The following is a 20055-nucleotide window of genomic DNA, read 5'->3' as shown; positions in this document are numbered from 1 at the left end:
GGGCGCGCCACCAGAGGCACGCCCGCTCGGGGGTCGGTACTACGGGGTTACCTAGCGGCGTGCCCCCGGCATTCCGAGCCACGGGAACACCGGGATGTTGGCGGGCGGCGCCGTTGTTCCGGGCCTCGCCTTGATCGATGTGCTGCCGTTGGTCGTGCAGATGGTCTTGGTGGCGGTCTCCTGGCAGGTCGGCCTAGCCGAAGCCATCGGTGCCGAAAATACTGACACCGCAACCAAACCCGCCATCAGAAAGGCAAACTTCCCGCGACCTGTCATCATGTCCTTCCCCTTCCGGGCTACGATCGCGATACCAGAATGGTCATGCGCCACATGGGCCGACATCCGCTCGCTCATCAGGGGCAGGCCGATACGACAACAAAGGAATCTGCATCGAGCGGGGTGTTGTTGGCAGCCGCCTTGTTGAATGCGTCCTGGCGGGCAGCCTCCACCGTCGCGCCGGCTCCGCCGGCTACCGCGTGATTGCTGGGACTGGCGACGGACACGATGCACAGGTTGTCGTTGGTCACCTCGTCGGCAGTGCATTCCACACCGCCGGCATTCGTGCATGCCGCGATCACTGCCGCGGAGGCCTCCTCGGCGGTATCACCGGTAGCGGTGAAACCAGCCAAGGTGTCGACGAATTCGCCAGTGCCCACTGCCGCAAACATGTCTTCGGGGTCTTCGACGTAACCTCCGGGACCACCCGCCCAGGCGGTGCCCGCGGTAATCCCGGCGGCGACAACGCCTGCGCCTAGGATCGCCGAAACCCATCGGGATTTGACCATGCCGGTCCTCTCGTCAAATTAGTTTCGGCGTCAGAATACACAGGTCACGCACAGTTCACCGGCCGTCCAACAAATGACTGCGTGTCATTCCACGACGAATGAGCCAGTACGCGTCGTGTTGCGGCAGAACACAAACCGCCCCGTTTCCATCGAAACGGGACGGTTTTGGTACGAAGTGCTGCAGCTAGCCGGTGACGAGCGAGACCGAGTTGGCCCGACGCAGCTTGCCCGACGGGGTCTTCGGGATGCTGCCGGGACCGAGCACCACGACGTTGCGCGGACGCATGTCGACCTCGGACACCACCTCGTGTGCCACCTGATGCTCGATCCGGCGCACCTCGGCCGGATCCTGCCAGGCGTTGGACTCCACGGCGACGGCGAAGGTCTCGCGCGAGTGACCGGCATCCAGACGCACCGCCACGGCGCAGCCCGGGCGCACACCTTCCACCCGCCCGGCCGCACGTTCGATGTCCGTCGGGTAGATGTTGCGCCCGGCCATGATGATCACGTCCTTGACGCGACCGCACACGATGACGTTGCCCTCCTCGGTGATGTAGCCGAGGTCTCCGGTGTCGTACCAACCGTGCTCGTCCTGAGCCGGCAGGAAGCCGCCCATGGTGATGTAGCCGGGGGTCAACGACTCGCCGCGCAGCTCGATGACGCCGACACCGCGAGCGGGCATCACGTCGCCGTGCTCGTCGACGACACGGGCCTCGAGGTCCTTGAGCAGCGGGCCGAGTGAGGCCAGCCGGCGGGTGTTGCCCTTGGTGGCGGGCACGGCGCGGCGCAACGCGGCCAGCAGGTCGGCGTCGACCTCGTCGACCACCAGACCCGCGTTGCACGGGGAGAACGACACGGCCAGGCAGGTCTCGGCCATGCCGTAGGCCGGCAGGATCGCCGAGGACGGCAGCCCGAACGGCTTGCCCGCGTCGAGCAGGTCCTCGACGTCGGCCGGCTCCACGGGCTCGGCGCCCGAGAGCGCGAACCGCAGGGTGGACAGGTCGTACTCGCCCGGCTTGGCCTGACGGCGCAACCGCTTGGCGAACAACGCATAAGCGAAGTTGGGCGCCGCGGTCATGGTGCCCTTGTACTTGGTGATGAGCTTCGCCCACAGCAGCGTGTCGCGCAGGAAGTCCATCGGCGTGACCTTGACGAGCTCGGCGCCGAAGTACATCGGGATGGTCAGGAAGCCGACCATGCCCATGTCGTGGAAGCAGGGCAACCAGCTCACCATGACGTCCTTGTCGACGTCGTACTCCGCACCGATGAACATCGCCTCGGCGTTGGAGTGGATGTTGCGGTGCGTGATCTGGACTGCCTTAGGAGACCCTGTCGAGCCAGACGTCAGCTGCATCAGCGCCAGATCGTCCTCGCCGGTCTCCACCGGATCGATCGGGTCGGCAGCCAGCAGGTCGGCGATCTTGACGACCTTGATGCCCTTTTCTTCAAGCACCGGGATGGCGACCAGGAACGGCTCGGAGACGATGACGGCGTCGGCCTCGATCATGCCGATCACGTTCATGGTGTCCTCGGCCCACACCGCCAGGTCGGTGCGCGGGGTCGGCTGGTGCAGCATGGTCAGGCTCGCGCCGCGCATCCAGACGCCCTGCGCGGTCGGCGCGATCTCGACGGGGAAGCCGGCCAGCACGCCCACGGCGTCGCCGTGACCGATACCCGCGGCGGCCAGACCGCCTGCGATCCGCCGGGCCCGCTCGTGAACCTCACCCCAGGTGTGGCGAACCGGCTCATGCGGCTCACCAGTGACCATTCCGCGCTTGCTCTCACGAGCATTGCGGAACATCTTCTCGGTGAATCTGCTCACGACGACCTCCTTGGGTTCCGCGGCCCCCACACCGACGACAGTGCGCCAGGTGCAGTTGCCCGGTTATCCATGCTCCGCCCGCTGTGCACCGCTTTTGGGTAGGCGCGCGCACACGATTGGGGAGCAGTTATGTCTCGAAAAGGTGATGCCCCAGATCCGGGTGTACGTCTGGGCGACCCCCCACCGTCATGGACGGCGGGAGCACAAGTCGCATCCGATGCGAGATCGCTAGCATTCACCGCCGCTCATCTTAAGAGACCCTTAAGTAACTGCCAAACCCTCGCGATAATTGAGGTCTGCGTCACAGTTTCAGACCGACGTCGACGGGTACTCCGTCGATTTCTACTCGACGGGTTGTTCCGGCGCAAAGTTCGCAGCCCTGGCGTCGAAAACAGCGACGACGGCCAGGCAGCCCGCCTGCCAGACACGTCCGTCAGGCCGACGTCGACGGCTCCGGAACGACGCGGGCACCGCTGACGGGGCCGCTGGCCACCCGCACCGTCCGGCACACCCCGGCCCCGGCAAGTTCAGTCCCCACGTCCACCGCCGACGTCGACGACGGACACAGGAACGCACACGTCGGGCCCGAGCCGGACACGATGCCGGCGAGGGCACCGGCCTCCACCCCGGCACGCAGCGTCCGGCGCAGCTCCGGGTACAGGCTCAGGGCGGCCGGCTGCAGGTCGTTGCCCAACAGCGCGGCAAGTTCGGCCGGATCACCGGAAGCCAGCGCAGCCAGGACAGGCTCGGGCTCCTCGGCCCGCGGCGGGCCGCCCGTCGAGGTGTCTGCGCGCAGCCGATCCAGCTCGCCGAACACCTTCGGGGTGGACAGACCCTTGTGCGCGAAGGCCAGCACCCAGTGGAAGGTGCTGCGGGCCAGCACCGTGGCCAGCTCCTCGCCACGGCCGGTGCCGAGCGCAGTGCCGCCGTGCAGCGCGAACGGGACATCACTGCCCAACCGGGCCGCCAGGGCGTGCAGATCGCGCCTGGGCACCCCGAGCTCCCACAGCGTGTTCATCGCCACCAGCACCGCGGCCGCGTCGGCGCTGCCTCCTGCCATGCCACCGGCCACCGGGATCGACTTGTCGATGCTGATCGCCACATCAGGGGACCGGCCCACGTGTTCGGCCAGCAACTCGGCGGCGCGCCAGGCCAGATTGCGCTCGTCGGTGGGCACCGACTCCACGCCCTCGCCGGCCACCGTCAGCGACAGCATGTCGGCATTGCGCACCGTCACCTCGTCCAGCAGCGACACGGCATGGAACACCGTGGTGAGGTCGTGGTAGCCGTCGTCGCGCACATCCCCGACCGCCAGGTGCAGATTCACCTTGCCGGGTACACGCACGGTCACCGACCCGGTGGGGACCCACTCGGACGCGGTACTGCCATCGGATGCTGACACGGCCACGACACTATCGCCGCTCACCCGTGGTTGTCGGTGAACCTAAGCTGAGACGGTGCCCTCAGCCGAGGTGATCATCGCGGGCTACACCGCGGTGAAAGTCGTGGGGAGCGGCGGCTCAGCCGTCGTATACCTGGCCCGCGATCCCGACGGTTCCACCGTCGCGCTCAAGGTTCTCGATGATCGGCACCGCCAACCCGCCCATCTGGCCCGGCTGCAGCGCGAGTTCGACTTCGCCAGGCAGCTCACCCACCCCAACATCGTCACGGTGTACGCGGCAGGCCCGGGCTGGCTGGCGATGGAACTCCTCGACGGCGGCACGGTGAGCAACCTGTCCGGCACGCCGGAGCGGCTTACCGCGTTGGCCCAGATCGCCGGGGCACTCGATCACGCCCACCGGCACGGAATCGTGCACTGCGACGTCAAACCCGCCAACATCCTTGTCGATCAACCATTTTCGAGAGCGGTACTGATCGATTTCGGAGTGGCCCACTCGATGGCCGCGGACGTGGCTGCCAAGTTGGCCCACGACCGGCACGGCCGGATGAGCCTCGACCCGGCCCGGCGCATCACCCGCCAGGCAGCCCGACCACACCCGGATATCCAAGCGTCACTGCCCTATTCGGCACCCGAGCTCCTCAGCGGCCGGACACCTTCGGCGGCGACGGATCAGTACGCGCTGGCGTGCACCACAGTTGAGCTGCTGACCGGAGCACCGCCGTTCTCCGCAGATACCGCGATAGCCCTGATCGATCATCAGATGTACAGCCGACCACCACGAATATCGCAGCGGTGCAACTGGATTCCACCGTCGGCCGACCCGATCATCGCCAGGGCACTCGCGAAGGACCCCGAGCGCAGACACCCCTCATGTTCGGAGTTCGTCAGCCTGATCGCCGAGGCCCTCAGGTCCCCGATGTGAAGACGATCGCGAGATTGTCCGACAATCTCGCGATCTTCTTCACATTCGGCGGTCCTCAGCCTTGCCGTGCCGCCTCAACCTCGGCGGCCGCCTCGATCTGAGCTGCGGCCTCACCCTCGGCTTCCTTGGCCCGCTGCAGCAGTCGGACGAAGTCGGCGATGCCGAGCGTCTCGCCACGGCGCGACGGATCGATGCTGGCGGCGAGCAGCCGCTCTGCCGACTCATTGCCCGAACCCGCCCAGTCCGCGAACGCGTTGCGAGAGGTCTTGCGCCGCTGCGCGAATCCGATGTCGATGAGCTGGAACACCTCATCGCGGAACTCGGCGTCCGTCGGCCACGGCGATGTCTCGTACCGGTCGATGCGGACCAGTCCGGAGTACACCCGCGGGATCGGCCAGAACACCGTCGGCGAGACCATCCCGTGCCTGCGCACGTTTCCGTAGAAACGCGCCTTGGCACTGGGCACGCCGTAGTCCTTGCCGCCGGGCTCGGCCGCCAGACGCTCGGCCACCTCGGCCTGCACCATGACCATCACCGTCCGGATCGACGGGAACTCGGCCAACAGGTGCAGCAGTGCGGGCACCGCCACGTTGTACGGCAGATTCGCCACGAGCGCCGTCGGCTGCTCGGCCAGATCAGACGGCATCAGCGTCAGGATGTCCTGGTTGATCACCGTGAGCCGGTTGATCTCGCTGTGGGAATGATCGGCGATGGTGGCCGGCAATTGCTTGGCCAGCACCGGATCGATCTCCACTGCGGTCACCCTGGCCCCACGGTCCAACAGGGGCAGTGTCAGCGACCCGAGACCGGGTCCGACTTCGAGCACATGGTCGTTCCGGTGAATCCCGGAGGCCGACACGATGCGCCGAACGGTGTTGGCATCATGAACGAAGTTCTGGCCAAAGGCCTTGCGTGGTCGAAAGTCGATTTCTTTCGCCAAGCGTCGTATCTCGGTCCGCCCGAGCAGTCGAATAGTCAGCGCGCCCCAATCCTCCCACTACACACTGGCCAAGCTCCCCAACCCTGCCGGGCCTGCGTCACCGTAGCAATCGCAATCTGCTCTTCTCTAGTCGCCAGATCGGCCCTCGGAGCATACCTCAGACCACCCTGTCGCTCCCAGGTGTTCTGGTCGAATTGGACCCCACCAAAAAATCCGTTACCTGTGTTAATGGCCCAGTTACCTCCCGCTTCGCACTGCGAAAGGGCGTCCCAGGCAGCGCCGTTGGTGACCGGCGGAACTTCGGTGCCAGGCTTTGCTCCGACGCGCAGCACACCGTCACGAGCCGGGTTGATCACGACATTGGCTACTGGCAGTCTGCCGGTCTCCACGCCGTTCACCTTGGCCACGGCGTAGGTCACGTCCTGGGTGCCCGGGGCGCCGGGCTCCTCGACGACCTGCCGGCTCATGTTCATGGAGGCGTCTTCGATGCGCTGATGACCCGGTTCCAACGCCACCCGCTCGGTGACCTTCTCGATGCGCATGCGGGTCACCTGAACCTGCATACCCTCGGTGACCGGGGTCGATGCGGCCGGAACGACGGTGTCGTTCTGCTCCAGCGGGGCCCCCGCCGCGGCCAACAGACCGGCCACGTTCGGGGCGGCCAGATGCACGGTCTGCACGTTGCCGCCGTCATCGATCCGGACGGTCTTGGCGCTCACCACGGGCAGCGCCATGCCGCCCAGCGGAACCCTGCTGCCACGGGAGGCCGCGGCTGGTGCCTTGTCGGTCATCTTCAGCTGCGCCAGGGCCTCATCGACGGTCGAGGCAGTGGTCCACACCTGCTTGCTGTCATTGCCGTCCAACGACAACTCCAGCGGTCGGCTACGGCGCAGAACGATGGTGTCGGCCTGGTGCACGGACTCGTCGGCCGAGGGGTAGAGATCATCCCGATCGCCGACCGAGAACCCGTTCTCCTCGACCACATCGATCACCCGCGACTTCATCGTCGTCACGGTCATCGGCGCACCGTCGACGCTCAGCGTCACGGTCTTGTGCGATCCGACGGCGTAGCCCCCGGCGGCGGTCAGCGTGACCAGCAGGGCCCCCACCACGCCTCGCAGCAGCGGAGATCGGGATTCATGAATTTTGTTGAGCGCGTCCACGGTTCTCGCATTTCTCCCCGGTACGGACGGCATAGATCACCGCCGGCGGTTGAGGTTTGATCACAAGACGGTAACGAAAAGGGGTTCACTCGGCAACTAGAGCCGGCGACTCCCCGTTAAGTCCGTACACCCGCGCCGCAGTGGCTGCGGTCTCGGACGCGACCTCTTCGGCAGGTCGGTCCAGCAACTCTGCGAGTGCCCGCACAGTGTATGGGAGGCAGTACGGCTCGTTCGGTGCTCCACGGAACGGATGCGGGGTCAGAAACGGCGCGTCGGTCTCCACCAACAGCTGGCCCGGCGGGATCACCCGAGCGGCTTCCCGCAGCTCAGCGGCATTACGGAAGCTGACAGTGCCCGAAAGGCTCAATACCCAGCCGGCCTCGACGCAGGTGTGAGCCATCTCCGGTCCTGACGAAAAACAGTGGAAGATCACTGTCTCGGGCGCTCCCTCGGCGCGTAGTACGTCGAGCACCTCGGCGTCGGCATCCCGGTTGTGGATCATCAACGGCTTGCCGGTGCGCTTGGCCAGGTCGATGTGCCACGCGAAGCCCTCGCGCTGCTCGGCGGGCGTCGCGCAGCCGTCCAGCCGGCCCGGCCAGTACAGGTCCATCCCCGTCTCGCCCACCGCGACCACCCGCGGATGGGCCGCCAGCCGCTCCACCTCGGCCCTGGCCGCGTCGTCGAGCGCATTGGCCCGGGTGGGGTGCAACGCCACCGCGCCGAAAACCCGCTCATCAGCTTCGACGGCCGTGGTCACCCAGCGCGCCGAGTCCAGATCGTCGGCGATGGTGACCGCCTGGCCCACTCCGACCGCGGCCGCGCGATCCATGATCGCCCGGACATCCTGCGCGGTCTGCGCGCCGCACGCGTCGAGGTGGGTATGTGCGTCGACCAGCGGAGCCAACGGCTCCGGAGCCGGCGGCTTCTCCCTGGCTGAGCGTTTGGATCCCACCGCAACACAATAAGGTGGGGTCCAAATGAGTGAGCCTTTCTACATAACTACGGCCATCGCCTACCCGAACGGCGCGCCGCACATCGGGCACGCCTACGAGTACATCGCCACCGATGCGATCGCCCGGTTCAAGCGACTCGACGGCTTCGATGTGCGCTACCTGACCGGCACCGACGTGCACGGCCAGAAGATGGCCGATACCGCCGCTGCCGAGGGCATCTCGGCCGCCGAGCTGGCCAACCGCAACTCCGACGTGTTCCAGCGGTTGCAGGAGAAGCTCAACATCTCCTTCGACCGGTTCATCCGCACCTCCGACGCCGACCACTACGAGGCGTCCAAGGAGATCTGGCGCCGTATGAACGAGGCCGGCGACATCTACCTTGGCACCTACTCGGGTTGGTACTCGATCCGCGATGAACGATTCTTCGCCGAGGACGAGACGACCGCGGGTCCCGACGGCACCCGCACCGCGATCGAGACCGGCACCCCCGTCACCTGGACCGAGGAGCAGACCTACTTCTTCCGGTTGTCGGCCTACGCCGAGCGCCTGCTGGCCCACTACGAGGCCCATCCCGAATTCATCGGGCCCGATGTGCGCCGCAACGAGATCGTCAGCTTCGTCTCGGGCGGACTGAAGGACCTGTCGATCTCGCGGACCACGTTCGACTGGGGTGTGCCGGTTCCCGACCACCCTGATCACGTGATGTACGTGTGGGTGGATGCGCTGACCAACTACCTCACCGGCGTCGGGTTCCCGGACGTGGCCTCCGACGCTTTTCAGAAGTACTGGCCGGCCAAGTTGCACATGATCGGCAAGGACATCATCCGGTTCCACAGCGTGTACTGGCCGGCGTTCCTGATGTCGGCCGGGATCGCGCTGCCCGAGCGGGTCTTCGCGCACGGCTTCATCAACGTCAAGGGCGAGAAGATGAGCAAGTCGGTCGGCAATGTAGTGGATCCAGTCGATCTGATCGACACGTTCGGCCTCGATCAGGTGCGGTTCTTCTTCCTTCGTGAGGTGTCCTTCGGGCAGGACGGCAGCTACAGCGAGGAAGCCATCATCGGCCGGATCAACGCCGACCTGGCCAACGAGCTGGGCAACCTGGCGCAACGTTCGCTGTCGATGGTGGCCAAGAACCTCGACGGCGTGGTGCCCGACCCCGGATCGTTCAACGAGGACGACACCGCACTCCTGAGTGCCGCCGATGCCCTGCTCGAGCAGGTGCGCACGCACTACGATGTGCCCGCGATGCACCTCGCACTTGAATCGATCTGGTCGGTACTCGGCGCAGCGAACCGCTACTTCTCCGCCCAGGAGCCGTGGGTCCTGCGCAAGTCCGACGATCCAACAGACCAGCAACGGTTCGGTACGGTGCTCTACACGACGCTCGAGGTGGTGCGGATCGCGGCGCTGCTGACGCAGCCGGTGATGCCGGACTCGATGGCCAAGCTGCTCGACCTGCTGGGCCAGCCGACCGACGCACGCGACTTCGACTCCATCGGGACCCGGCTCAAGCCAGGTACCGAATTGCCCGCGCCCACCGGGGTTTTCCCCCGCTACCAGATGGACTGAGATGGCTGTACTACACGAGAAACTGCAGGCGATCTACGAGGAAGTATCGCAACGCAACGCCGGTGAGCAGGAGTTCCACCAGGCCGTCTACGAGGTCCTGACCAGCCTCGGCCCGGTGGTGGCCAAGCATCCCGACTACGCCGACGGCGCCATCATCCGCCGGCTGTGCGAGCCCGAGCGGCAGATCATCTTCCGGGTGCCCTGGCTCGACGACTCCGGCACCGCGCAGATCAACCGCGGCTTCCGAGTCGAATTCAACTCGGCGCTCGGTCCCTTCAAGGGCGGCCTGCGGTTCCACCCGTCGGTCTACCTCGGCATCGTGAAGTTCCTGGGCTTCGAGCAGATCTTCAAGAACTCGCTGACCGGCCTGCCGATCGGCGGCGGCAAGGGCGGGTCGGACTTCGACCCCAAGGGCCGCTCCGACGCCGAGGTGATGCGCTTCTGTCAGTCCTTCATGACCGAGCTGTACCGCCACATCGGTGAGTACACCGACGTCCCGGCCGGCGACATCGGCGTCGGCATGCGCGAAATCGGTTACCTGTTCGGCCAGTACAAGCGGATCACCAACCGCTACGAATCCGGCGTGCTCACCGGCAAGGGCCTGACCTGGGGCGGGTCGCAGGTCCGCACCGAGGCCACCGGTTACGGCACGGTCTTCTTCGTCGACGAGATCCTGCGGTCGAGCGGGCAGTCCTTCGACGGCAAGCAGGTTGTGGTGTCCGGCTCGGGCAACGTGGCGATCTACGCCATCGAGAAGGTGCACTCGCTGGGCGGGACCGTGGTGGCCTGCTCGGACTCCAGCGGATACGTGCGCGACGACAAGGGCATCGACCTCGACCTGCTCAAAGAGGTCAAGGAACTGCGTCGGGGCCGCATCGAGGACTACGCGGAGGCCCGTGGCGGCGCCGCACATGTCGTGACGGACCGCAGCGTGTGGGAGGTGCCGTGCGACATCGCGTTGCCCTGCGCCACCCAGAACGAGGTCTCCGGCGACGATGCGACCATGCTGATCAAGAACGGCTGCCAGATCGTGGCCGAGGGCGCCAACATGCCGTGCACGCCCGACGCGGTGAAGTACTTCGAAGAGGCCGGGATCAAGTTCGCCCCGGGCAAGGCTGCCAACGCGGGTGGTGTGGCCACCAGCGCGCTGGAGATGCAGCAGAACGCCTCGCGGGACTCGTGGACCTTCAACGACACCGAGGAGCGGCTGGCCGACATCATGCGCCGCATCCACGATCGCTGCCTCACCACCGCCGACGAGTACGGCCAGCCGGGCAATTACGTGGCCGGCGCCAACATCGCCGGCTTCATCCGGGTGGCCGACGCGATGCTGGCGTTGGGGCTCGTCTGACGACACCTCGAGGGTGATGTGGGTCACATCACCCGAAGTCCCGTCACAAATCCGCGTCCCGCGGTGTCTTGAGGGCATAAGCCTTTGAGAACAGGAGACGCTCCCATGACCGAAACAACTGCGCAGAACACCCGAGTGGTCGTGATCGGCGGAGGGTATGCCGGGGTGCTGGCGGCCAACCGACTGCAGGGCACACCGGGCGTGGCTGTCACGCTGGTCAATCCGCGGCCCGAGTTCGTCGAACGGATCCGGCTGCACCAGCTGGTGGCCGGAAACCACGATGCCACCGCGGCCTACGACACACTGTTGGGCGCCGGGGTGCGGCTGCTGGTCGACGGTGCCGAGCACATCGACGCCGACATCCGCCAGGTGCAGCTGACGTCCGGCAACGTCATCGACTACGACTACCTGGTCTACGCCGTCGGAAGCACCGGCGGGGTGCCCGCCTCCGTGCCCGGCGCTGCTGAATTCGCCTATCCGCTTTCGGAATTGGAGCAGGCCCAGCGCTTACGCGCCCGGCTGCAGGACGTGCCGATGTCGGCACCGGTGGTCGTGGTCGGCGGCGGGCTGACCGGCATCGAGGCGGCCAGCGAGCTGGCCGAGGCGGGCCGCAAGGTCACGCTCGTCACCGACGTGGTCGGCGCCTCGGTGGGCGCAGGCGCCCGTCGCTCGATCGTCAAGGCGCTCACCAAGCTGGGCGTCTCGATCATCGACGGACCCGAGGTCCTGGTGACCGCGATCGAGGCCGACGCCATCACGCTGGCCGACGGTAATCGGCTGCCGAGTGCGGTGACAGTGTGGACCACCGGGTTCGGGGTTCCCGGCCTGGCCGCGGCGAGCGGACTGCGTACCGACGAGCTGGGCCGGTTGCTCACCGACGAGACCTTGACCAGCGTCGACGACGCGCGCATCGTGGCAGCCGGCGACGCCGCCGCACCGTCGGGGGTGCCGCTGCGGATGAGCTGCCAGTCCGCAGGCCCGTTGGGGGTGCAGTCGGCCAACACCGTGCTGGCCCGCATCGCGGGCGCCGAGCCCAAGGTGATCAACCAGGCCTTCGCCGGACAGTGCGTGAGCGTCGGCCGTAATGCCGGGACAGTGCAGCTGTGCCACTCGGACGACAGCCCGCGCCGCGTCTTCATCGGCGGACGGACCGGCGCCTTCTTCAAAGAACAGGTCTGCCGGGCGACGCTGACGTTCCTGCGCAAGGAGGGTGTGAAGCCGGGGTCGTACTTCTGGTTCAAGGGCGACAACCGAGCACGGCAGTTGGCCGAGGCACAGCAGGAGACACTGGTCGGCGCGGACGCGAGGAGCAAGGACAACCGATGAACACGCCCGGCGCAGGTAACTCGACCTCGTACTCGAACGAACACGCCGAACGGTTCACGCTGCTACGGCCGCTGTTGTTCACCATCGCCTACGAGATCCTCGGGACGGCAACGGAATCCGATGACGTCCTGCAGGAGAGTTACCTGCGCTGGGCCGAGGTGGATCTGGACACGGTCCGCGATACCAAGGCGTTCCTGGCCCAGCTCGTCACCCGCCAGGCGCTCAATGCCCTTCGCGCCCAGTCACGGCGACGCGAGGAGTACGTGGGCCCGTGGCTGCCCGAACCGCTGCTGTTGACGGCCGGGGTCGCCGGCGACGCATCAGCCGATGTGGTGCTGGCCGAGTCGGTTTCGATGGCCATGCTGGTGGTGCTCGAGACGTTGACCCCGGACGAGCGTGCAGTGTTCGTGCTGCGCGAGGTGTTCGGATTCAGTCACGACGAAATCGCCTCGGCGATCGGCAAATCCAGCGCATCGGTGCGCCAGATGGCACACCGGGCCCGCAACCATGTGCAGTCACGGCGTAAGCGGTTCGAACCGGTCGACCCGCAGGTGTCGACAGAGATCACCCAGCGGTTCTTCGCCGCCGCCACGACCGGCGACATCAACACGTTGTTGGAGTTGCTCGCACCCGATGTGGTGTGGACGGCCGACAGCGACGGCAAGCGCAGCGCCGCGCGCAGGCCGGTGACCGGCGCCCAGTCGGTGGCCAAGCTGGTGGTCGGCCTCATGCGGTTCATCGACCAGGGCGGCCGCTTCGAGCCGACGACCTACAACAACGCCCCCGCGTACAAGTTGTACCTCGAAGACAGCTTCGAGGGCGTGGTCACCGTCGAGGTCGCCGACGGCAAGATCACCCATTTCTACGCGATGCGCAATCCGGACAAACTGACCGGCGTCGACATCCCGCGGGTGATCAGTCGCTGAGTCTCCCTCGCGCTACTCCCGCCGAGCAGACGTCAACTCGCACTGTTTCCCCTTGAAACGCACGATTTTGCGTCTGCTCGCGGGAGGAAGCAAGCTAGCTCCATGCGGATCGAGCGGCTCGGCGCGCTGGGCGATGCCCCGGCGGTGCTGCGCGGTGTCGCCGCGGCGGCCTCCCGCGCCGGCGTGGCGCCACCCGCCGCGCTGATCGGCAACTGGTTCTCGTCACGCGCGGTGATCGCACCCTCGGTGTCGGTGACATCGGTTGCGCCCGACACCGCCTTCGCGGTGGCACAGGACGCTTCGGGGCCGTCGGACGCGGTCGGGGGCGGGTGGTTCGGCTACCTCGCCTACCCGGATCCCGGCGCCGACGGCACACCACCGCGGATCCCGGTGGCCGCCGGCGGCTGGTCGGACTGCGTGCTGCGCCAGGACTCCGAGGGCCTTTGGTGGTTCGAAAGCCTCAGCGGCGCAGCGCTTCCCGCCTGGCTGCGAGCACTGGAACCGGCGCAGCCGGGAGGCTACACCCTGAGCTGGGTGGCCCCCGACCGCGATGATCACCGCCGTGGCGTGCTGGCCTGCCTGGACGCCATCGCGGCGGGCGAGGTGTATCAGGCCTGTGTGTGCACGAGGTTCACCGGCCGAATGGACGGCGAGCCGATCGATTTCTTCACCGAGGCGGTGGCCCGGACCGCGCCTGCACGGGCCGCGTATGTGGCCGGCGACTGGGGTGCGGTGGCGTCGCTGTCGCCGGAGTTGTTCCTGCGCCGGGCAGGCACCGCGGTGACCTCCAGCCCGATCAAGGGCACGCTGCCGTCCTCGGCCGACCCCGCCGCCCTGCTGGCCTCGGTCAAGGATGTCGCCGAGAACGTCATGATCGTCGACCTGGTCCGCAACGACCTGGGACGGGTGGCGACCACCGGCAGCGTGACGGTGCCCGAACTGCTCGCGGTACATCCGGCGCCCGGCGTCTGGCACCTGGTCTCGACGGTCACCGCCGAGCTACCCACGCAGGTGCCGATGAGCGCCCTGCTGGACGCCACCTTCCCCCCAGCCTCAGTGACCGGCACACCGAAGCTACGGGCCCGCCAACTGCTGCGGCAGTGGGAAGCGGCGCGTCGCGGAGTCTATTGCGGCACAGTCGGATTGGCGTCACCAGTGGCGGGATGCGAGCTGAACGTCGCGATCCGGACCGTGGAATTCAACGCCGACGGCTCGGCGGTGCTCGGCGTGGGCGGCGGCATCACCGCCGATTCCGACGTCGACGCGGAATGGGAGGAGTGCCTGCACAAAGCATCCTCGATCGTTCAATCCCGGGCGCGCAGCACAGCGTCGTAGAGCTCGCGCCGTGAAGGCGCCCCCGGGTTCGCAGCGATCACCTGGGCGCAGGCGTCCTTGACCCGGATGCCGTCGGCCACCAGCTCCTCCACCTCGGCCACCAGGTCGGACAGTTCCACCGACGGGGTGCCCCCGGCCAACACGACGGTGATCTCCCCCAGCACTCCGTCGGCGGCCCACTCCGCGAGCTCGGCCAGGCTGCCGCGGCGGACCTCCTCATGCGTCTTGGTGAGCTCGCGGCACACCACGGCACGACGCTCCGGTCCCAGCACCTCGACGGCGTCGCGCAGGGTCTCGGCCAACCTGCGCGGCGATTCGAAGAACACGCTGGTGCGCGATTCGGCAGCCAGGGTCTGCAGCCAGGCCAGCCGGGCCACGTGTTTGCGCGGCGCGAAACCCTCGAAACAGAACCGGTCCGAGGCCAGCCCGGACACCGCCAGCGCCGTCGTCACCGCAGACGGACCCGGCAGGCACGAGACCGGCAGCCCGGCCTCGGCGCAGGCCGCCACCAGTCGGTAGCCGGGATCGTTGATCAACGGCATACCGGCGTCGCTGACCACCAGCACCGTCGCGCCCGCCGCGATCTCGGAGACCAGGCCGGGCACGCGGCTCGCCTCGTTCTGGTCGAAGAAGCTCAGGATCCGACCGGACGGTTGCACGCCAAGCGACTGGGCCAGGGCACGCGCGCGCCGGGTATCTTCGGCCGCCACGATGTCAGCCGTCGTCAGCGCGGCGATGAGACGCGCAGAGGCATCGGAGGGCAGGCCCAACGGCGTGGCGCCGATCAGTAGTTTGCCGGGTGTCACGACCGACAGCCTACGATCGCTTGCGTGACCGCCACCGCCACCGATACGCCGACGGCTGGTCGCTCGGTCCCCCTGATCAGCCCCGCGCCGCTGATCCCGCCTGCCGATTTCGGCCCGACCGACCGGCTGCAGGGCTGGTTGATGACGGCGGTCATCACCGGGCTGGCCGCGATAAGCCGGTTCCTGAACCTGGGCTCGCCGACCGACGCGGGCACCCCGGTGTTCGACGAGAAGCACTACGCGCCGCAGGCCTGGCAGATGCTCTACAACCACGGCGTCGAGGACAACCCCGGCTACGGGCTCGTGGTGCACCCGCCCGTGGGCAAGCAGCTGATCGCGATCGGCGAGGCGCTGTTCGGATACAACGGGCTCGGCTGGCGGTTCTCCGGCGCGCTGTGCGGTGTGCTGATCGTGATGCTGGTGGTGCGGATCGGGCGCCGGCTCAGCCGCTCCACCCTCGTCGGCGGTATCGCCGGACTCCTGCTGATCGCCGACGGGGTCAGCTTCGTCTCGGCCCGCACGGCGCTGCTGGACGTGTTCCTGGTGACGTTCGTGGTGGCGGCGTTCGCCTGCCTGATGGTGGACCGCGACGACGTCCGCCGGCGCATGCACACCGCATTCATCGAAGGCCGGATCGCCGAGACGCCGTGGGGTCCGCGGCTGGGCGTGCGGTGGTGGCGGTTCGGTGCGGGCGTGCTGCTCGGCCTGGCGTGTGCGACGAAGTGGTCCGGGCTGTACTTCGTGGCGTTCTTCGGCGTGATGACGCTGGTGCTCGACGCGATCGCGCGCAAGCAGTACCACGTACCGGCACCCTGGCGCGGCATGCTGCGCCGCGATGTGGGGCCGGCCGCTTATGTGTTCGGCCTGATCCCGTTCGCGGTATACCTGGCGTCGTACGGGCCGTGGTTCGCCTCCGAGACCGGCATCAACCGGTACGAGGCGGGCCAGTCCATCGGCGAGAACAGCATCATCCCGCTGCCCGACGCGCTGCGCTCACTGTGGCATTACACCTACGCCGCCTACCATTTCCACGCCGGGCTGACCAACGCAGACGGCAACCACCACCCGTGGGAGTCCAAGCCCTGGACGTGGCCGATGTCGTTGCGGCCGGTGCTCTATGCGATCGACAACCACGATGTGGCCGGGTGCGGCACGCAGTCGTGTGTGAAGGCCGTGATGCTGGTGGGCACTCCGGCGATGTGGTTCATCGCGGTGCCGGTGCTCGGCTGGGCCCTGTGGCGGGCCGTGGTGCGACGGGACTGGCGCTACGGCGTGGTCCTGGTCGGATACTCGGCGGGTTTCCTGCCCTGGTTCTTCGACATCGACCGGCAGATGTACTTCTTCTACGCGACGGTGATGGCGCCATTCCTGGTGCTGGCGATCGCGCTGATCCTCGGCGACATCCTGTACAAACCCAATCAGAACCCCGAACGCCGAACCTTGGGCCTACTGGTGGTGTGCTTCTACGTGGCATTGGTGATCGCGAACTTCGCGTGGTTGTACCCGGTCCTGACGGGCATCCCGATTTCGCAGTCGACCTGGAATCTGGAGATCTGGTTGCCCTCGTGGCGGTAGTTGGGCGTTGACGGGTCCTGCGCCGGCTTGTCGCCGTTCACGGTTTTGGCGGGGCCCTTCGCCGATTTCTACTTGAGGGCTGCAAAACCCCACGCACAACGACCCTCACGTCGAAAACGGCGAGCAAGGGCTAGAAAACCGTGGAGCACGCCCACGCCGGTCGAGCTAGAGCAGGTCCCGCGCTGCCGGGCAGGACATACAGCGCGGCCCGCCGCGGCCCGTACCCAGCTCCGAAGCCTCGATCGGCAACACCTCGATGCCCGAATCCGCCAGCCGGGCATTGGTTTCGGCATTGCGTTCGTAGGCGACCACCACACCCGGCGCCAGAGCCAGGGTGTTGTTGCCGTCGTCCCACTGCTCGCGTTCGGCCGTCACCGGGTCGAGCCCCGTATCGATCACCCGCAGTTGCTCGATTCTCATCGCAGCCGCGGCGGCCTGCACGAACGGCACTTCGTCGTCGATCCGGATCCCGGCTTCGGTGCGGTGAATGGTGAACGCCGACAACGAGTCCACGATGTTGGGGTACATCACCACCGCGTCGACATCGACCATGGTGCACACGGTGTCCAGGTGCATCTGGGCGCGCTCCTGGCGAATCGGCACCGCGAGCACGGTGTGGGCGAGGTCGTCGTCGAACAGGCTGCGCGCCAACGCCTCGGCGCCGGCCGGCGTCGTCCGCTCCCCCACGCCGACCGCCACCACACCGGGCCCGAGCAGCAGCACGTCGCCGCCTTCGACGGGCGCCGAGCGCGACTCGTAGGCCCGCCGGACGCCGAGGAAACGCGGATGGTGGGCGTAGATCAGATCGGTCAGCGAGGTTTCGCGCACCCGGGCCGGCAGCGCGAGCGAGGTGATGGCCACCCGCGGGCCGATCCAGAACGACGAATCCCGGGTGAACAGCAGGTTGGGCAGCGGCTCGATCACGAAGTCTCCGCCGTGGTGCATGAGGCGCACCAGCGACAGTTCGGCACCGTGAAAGGGCACCTCGTTGAAGGTCATTCCGGCCATCAGGATGTGCGCCAGATCGGCCGGCGGCAGGCCACGTAGATAGGCCGAAAGTTCCTGGGCCAGAGGCACACCCAGGCGCCGCGCGTCGACCGCGGCGGAGATGCCGTGCATGCGGGCGGCGCCACTGTCGAGCGCTTCGGTCAGCAGATCCGCCAGGAGCAACACCTCGACGCCGCGCGAGCGCAGCACTGCCGCGAAGGCGTCATGCTCACGCTGCGCCTTGGCCACCCACGGCAGGCCGTCGAACAGGAGGGCATCGTTGTTGCGCGGGGTGAGCCGCTGCAACTCCGGCCCCGGCCGGTGCAGGATCACGGCGCGCAGTGTGCCGACCTCGGAATTGGAACCGAACGCCGCAGTTTCCACACCATGACGTTAACTCAACTATGGTTGAGGTGTATGGAGACGCACGAGTTAACTCCTGGCGAGATGTCGCAGCGCAGCGGCGTGGCGGTGTCGGCACTGCACTTCTATGAGCGCGAGGGGCTGATCGCCAGCCGCCGCACCTCGGGGAACCAGCGCCGCTACGCACGCGAGACGCTGCGCCGCGTGGCGTTCATCCGGATGTCCCAACGCCTCGGCATTCCGCTGGCGCGCATCCGCGAGGCGCTGGCCGGCTTGCCCGCCGACCGGGTGCCGACCAGCAAGGACTGGGCCAAGCTCTCGGCCGGCTGGCGCCAGGACCTCGATGACCGCATCGTGCATCTACAACGGTTGCGCGACAACCTGACCGGCTGTATCGGCTGCGGCTGCCTGAGCCTCAAGACCTGCCTGCTGACCAACCCGGGGGACGTCCTCGCCGAGCAGGGCCCGGGCGCCTCCCGCCTCTAACGCAATCGAACGTCTGTGCGATACACTCGCGCGCATGGAGCTGGCGTTGCAAGGCTCACTGTTCGAGCACGCTGAACGGCGTCGACTCGGCAACGACGCCTGGGTGGAACTGCGCTCGGGCTGGTTGCCCGACGCCGATTCACTGTTCGAGGAGTTGATGGACGGGATTCCCTGGCGATCCGAGGAACGCGAGATGTACGACCGCGTGGTGGCGGTTCCGCGCCTGGTCAGCTTCCACCATCTAATCGACGAACCGGTGCCGCATCCCCGGCTCAAGCAGATCCGGCGCAGGCTCAACGACACCTTCGGCGGCGAGCTCGGGGAACCGTTCACCACCGCGGGCCTGTGCCTGTACCGCGACGGCAACGACAGCGTCGCCTGGCACGGCGACACCATCGGCCGCAGCCGCACCGAGGACACCATGGTGGCCATCGTCGGGCTCGGCGCGACAAGGGTTTTCGCACTGCGCCCACGCGGCGGCGGGCACGCCCTGCGCTTACAGCACCGCCACGGCGACCTGCTGGTGATGGGCGGGTCGTGTCAACGCACCTGGGAGCATTCGATACCCAAGACCACCAGCCTCGTCGGGCCGCGCATCAGCATCCAGTTCCGCCCGCAGGACGTGCGTTGAAGCGCCGGGCTAGCCCCGTACCGCGGCGACCGCGGCGCTGAGCAGCTCACGGGCCCGCTTGTCGTCCACCGGTGCCACCGGCTTGTCCGGGACCACCAGGGGGTTGGCCGTGACGATCACCATGAACGTGTCGAAACTGGCGACGTAGTTGTACAACTCGCCGGTGCGGGCCTGGCCGCCCATCGCGGTCTGCACGATGCGGTGCGTCCCCGTCGTGCGAGCCCCGTCGATCTTCGGGGCCTCGACCACGTCCACCTGCCCGCGGATCCCGGGGCCCAGAAATTTCACCTGCTTGCACGCATCGCCGGGATCGTTCAGCGGCACCGGCTCCGAGGTCTCCAGCGCCATCACGATGAACCGGTTACCCTCACCTTCGGCCGTGGTGGCCGCCACGTTGCCCTTCAGCTCGTCCGGCAGGGACTGTCCCTCGGCGAACTTCGCGCAATCGGCAGGTTCGATCTTGACCCCGGGCGGCATTTTGTGCGGCGCGAGCTTCTTGGGGTCGATTCCGGCCGGGGCGACGTCGGTGACCTTGAACTCCGGCCCGAAGCTGGAGCGCACCTTGGCGATGTTGGCGATGTCCGCATTGGCGGACGTCGACTGGTCCGATTGACCGCACGCGACCAATCCGGTGGCGCAGGCAAGGACGCCCGCGGCGGCGAGTAAGACGTTGCGGTTCTCCATCGCTGGACAACATACCTGGGCTCGCC

The 20055-nt window shown here is 67.3% G+C and carries 19 protein-coding genes; 9 read left to right on the top strand and 10 right to left on the bottom strand.

What is annotated here, in order from left to right; translation table 11 throughout:
• Positions 1 to 51: 51 nt before the first annotated feature.
• The 4 genes from AC4ELH_RS33840 to AC4ELH_RS33825 all read right to left on the bottom strand — a co-directional run bounded on the left by AC4ELH_RS33840 (position 52) and on the right by AC4ELH_RS33825 (position 4009).
• Entirely contained in the window at positions 52 to 354 is a 303-nt protein-coding gene (locus AC4ELH_RS33840; RefSeq protein ID WP_254358791.1) for a hypothetical protein, read from the bottom strand.
• Positions 354 to 785 carry a DUF4189 domain-containing protein gene (locus AC4ELH_RS33835; protein WP_064887088.1) on the bottom strand — a complete coding sequence of 144 codons (432 nt, stop codon included), beginning with the start codon at positions 783 to 785 and terminating at the stop codon, positions 354 to 356. The genes AC4ELH_RS33840 and AC4ELH_RS33835 overlap by 1 nt, the downstream gene beginning before the upstream one ends.
• A gap of 184 nt (positions 786 to 969) precedes the next feature.
• Entirely contained in the window at positions 970 to 2607 is a 1638-nt protein-coding gene (locus AC4ELH_RS33830) for a fatty acyl-AMP ligase (RefSeq protein ID WP_064887120.1), read from the bottom strand.
• A 433-nt stretch (positions 2608 to 3040) separates the two neighbouring features.
• The gene (locus tag AC4ELH_RS33825; protein ID WP_064887119.1) at positions 3041 to 4009 is read right to left on the bottom strand and encodes a 4-(cytidine 5'-diphospho)-2-C-methyl-D-erythritol kinase; all 969 of its coding nucleotides are present in this window, start codon (positions 4007 to 4009) and stop codon (positions 3041 to 3043) included.
• Positions 4010 to 4064: 55 nt separating this feature from the next.
• Here AC4ELH_RS33825 and AC4ELH_RS33820 point away from each other — a divergent pair, with 55 nt between their 5' ends.
• On the top strand, positions 4065 to 4931 hold the full coding sequence (locus AC4ELH_RS33820) for a serine/threonine-protein kinase (RefSeq protein WP_448442037.1): 867 nt from the start codon (positions 4065 to 4067) through the stop codon (positions 4929 to 4931).
• A 55-nt stretch (positions 4932 to 4986) separates the two neighbouring features.
• Here the strand turns inward: AC4ELH_RS33820 and rsmA are convergent, their stop codons facing one another.
• The 3 genes from rsmA to AC4ELH_RS33805 form a co-directional block, all read right to left on the bottom strand.
• Positions 4987 to 5910, bottom strand: coding sequence for a 16S rRNA (adenine(1518)-N(6)/adenine(1519)-N(6))-dimethyltransferase RsmA (rsmA, locus tag AC4ELH_RS33815; protein WP_064959735.1), 924 nt, complete (start codon positions 5908 to 5910; stop codon positions 4987 to 4989).
• Positions 5907 to 7034, bottom strand: coding sequence for a resuscitation-promoting factor (locus tag AC4ELH_RS33810; RefSeq protein ID WP_064887085.1), 1128 nt, complete (start codon positions 7032 to 7034; stop codon positions 5907 to 5909). The genes rsmA and AC4ELH_RS33810 overlap by 4 nt, the downstream gene beginning before the upstream one ends.
• 85 nt (positions 7035 to 7119) lie before the next feature.
• Positions 7120 to 7986, bottom strand: a complete 867-nt coding sequence (locus AC4ELH_RS33805; protein ID WP_064887084.1) for a TatD family hydrolase — start codon at positions 7984 to 7986, stop codon at positions 7120 to 7122.
• Between the two features lie 25 nt (positions 7987 to 8011).
• Here AC4ELH_RS33805 and metG point away from each other — a divergent pair, with 25 nt between their 5' ends.
• The 5 genes from metG to AC4ELH_RS33780 all read left to right on the top strand — a co-directional run bounded on the left by metG (position 8012) and on the right by AC4ELH_RS33780 (position 14497).
• Complete coding sequence (gene metG / locus AC4ELH_RS33800) at positions 8012 to 9559, top strand: methionine--tRNA ligase (protein WP_448442035.1); 1548 nt, start codon at positions 8012 to 8014, stop codon at positions 9557 to 9559.
• Between the two features lies 1 nt (position 9560).
• Positions 9561 to 10910, top strand: coding sequence for an NADP-specific glutamate dehydrogenase (gene gdhA, locus AC4ELH_RS33795; RefSeq protein ID WP_064959738.1), 1350 nt, complete (start codon positions 9561 to 9563; stop codon positions 10908 to 10910).
• A gap of 105 nt (positions 10911 to 11015) precedes the next feature.
• The gene (locus tag AC4ELH_RS33790) at positions 11016 to 12236 is read left to right on the top strand and encodes an NAD(P)/FAD-dependent oxidoreductase (RefSeq protein ID WP_448442033.1); all 1221 of its coding nucleotides are present in this window, start codon (positions 11016 to 11018) and stop codon (positions 12234 to 12236) included.
• Positions 12233 to 13162, top strand: coding sequence for an RNA polymerase sigma factor SigJ (gene sigJ / locus AC4ELH_RS33785; protein WP_498889233.1), 930 nt, complete (start codon positions 12233 to 12235; stop codon positions 13160 to 13162). The genes AC4ELH_RS33790 and sigJ overlap by 4 nt, the downstream gene beginning before the upstream one ends.
• Positions 13163 to 13264: 102 nt before the next feature.
• On the top strand, positions 13265 to 14497 hold the full coding sequence (locus AC4ELH_RS33780) for an aminodeoxychorismate synthase component I (protein WP_448442029.1): 1233 nt from the start codon (positions 13265 to 13267) through the stop codon (positions 14495 to 14497).
• Here the strand turns inward: AC4ELH_RS33780 and rsmI are convergent.
• Positions 14467 to 15303: a 16S rRNA (cytidine(1402)-2'-O)-methyltransferase gene (gene rsmI / locus AC4ELH_RS33775; protein ID WP_498889231.1), complete on the bottom strand. Its 837-nt coding sequence runs from the start codon at positions 15301 to 15303 to the stop codon at positions 14467 to 14469. The genes AC4ELH_RS33780 and rsmI overlap by 31 nt on opposite strands.
• Positions 15304 to 15327: 24 nt before the next feature.
• Between rsmI and AC4ELH_RS33770 the strand changes: the two genes are divergently transcribed.
• On the top strand, positions 15328 to 16878 hold the full coding sequence (locus tag AC4ELH_RS33770) for a dolichyl-phosphate-mannose--protein mannosyltransferase (RefSeq protein ID WP_064887077.1): 1551 nt from the start codon (positions 15328 to 15330) through the stop codon (positions 16876 to 16878).
• A gap of 165 nt (positions 16879 to 17043) precedes the next feature.
• Here AC4ELH_RS33770 and arcA read toward each other — a convergent pair whose 3' ends face one another.
• Complete coding sequence (arcA, locus tag AC4ELH_RS33765) at positions 17044 to 18249, bottom strand: arginine deiminase (protein ID WP_055116997.1); 1206 nt, start codon at positions 18247 to 18249, stop codon at positions 17044 to 17046.
• Positions 18250 to 18282: 33 nt separating this feature from the next.
• Here arcA and soxR point away from each other — a divergent pair, with 33 nt between their 5' ends.
• Positions 18283 to 18714, top strand: coding sequence for a redox-sensitive transcriptional activator SoxR (gene soxR / locus AC4ELH_RS33760; RefSeq protein WP_055116999.1), 432 nt, complete (start codon positions 18283 to 18285; stop codon positions 18712 to 18714).
• A 34-nt stretch (positions 18715 to 18748) separates the two neighbouring features.
• Complete coding sequence (locus AC4ELH_RS33755; protein WP_064887076.1) at positions 18749 to 19345, top strand: alpha-ketoglutarate-dependent dioxygenase AlkB; 597 nt, start codon at positions 18749 to 18751, stop codon at positions 19343 to 19345.
• Positions 19346 to 19354: 9 nt separating this feature from the next.
• On the opposite strand, the gene AC4ELH_RS33750 is transcribed toward AC4ELH_RS33755, so the two are convergent.
• The gene (locus tag AC4ELH_RS33750) at positions 19355 to 20029 is read right to left on the bottom strand and encodes a DUF5642 family protein (protein ID WP_498889227.1); all 675 of its coding nucleotides are present in this window, start codon (positions 20027 to 20029) and stop codon (positions 19355 to 19357) included.
• Between the last annotated feature and the right edge of the window lie 26 nt (positions 20030 to 20055).

It is taken from the genome of Mycobacterium shunyiense (assembly GCF_058270075.1).
The sequence above is the reverse complement of the archived record's forward strand: the minus strand, read 5'-3'. Positions and strand labels throughout refer to the sequence as shown.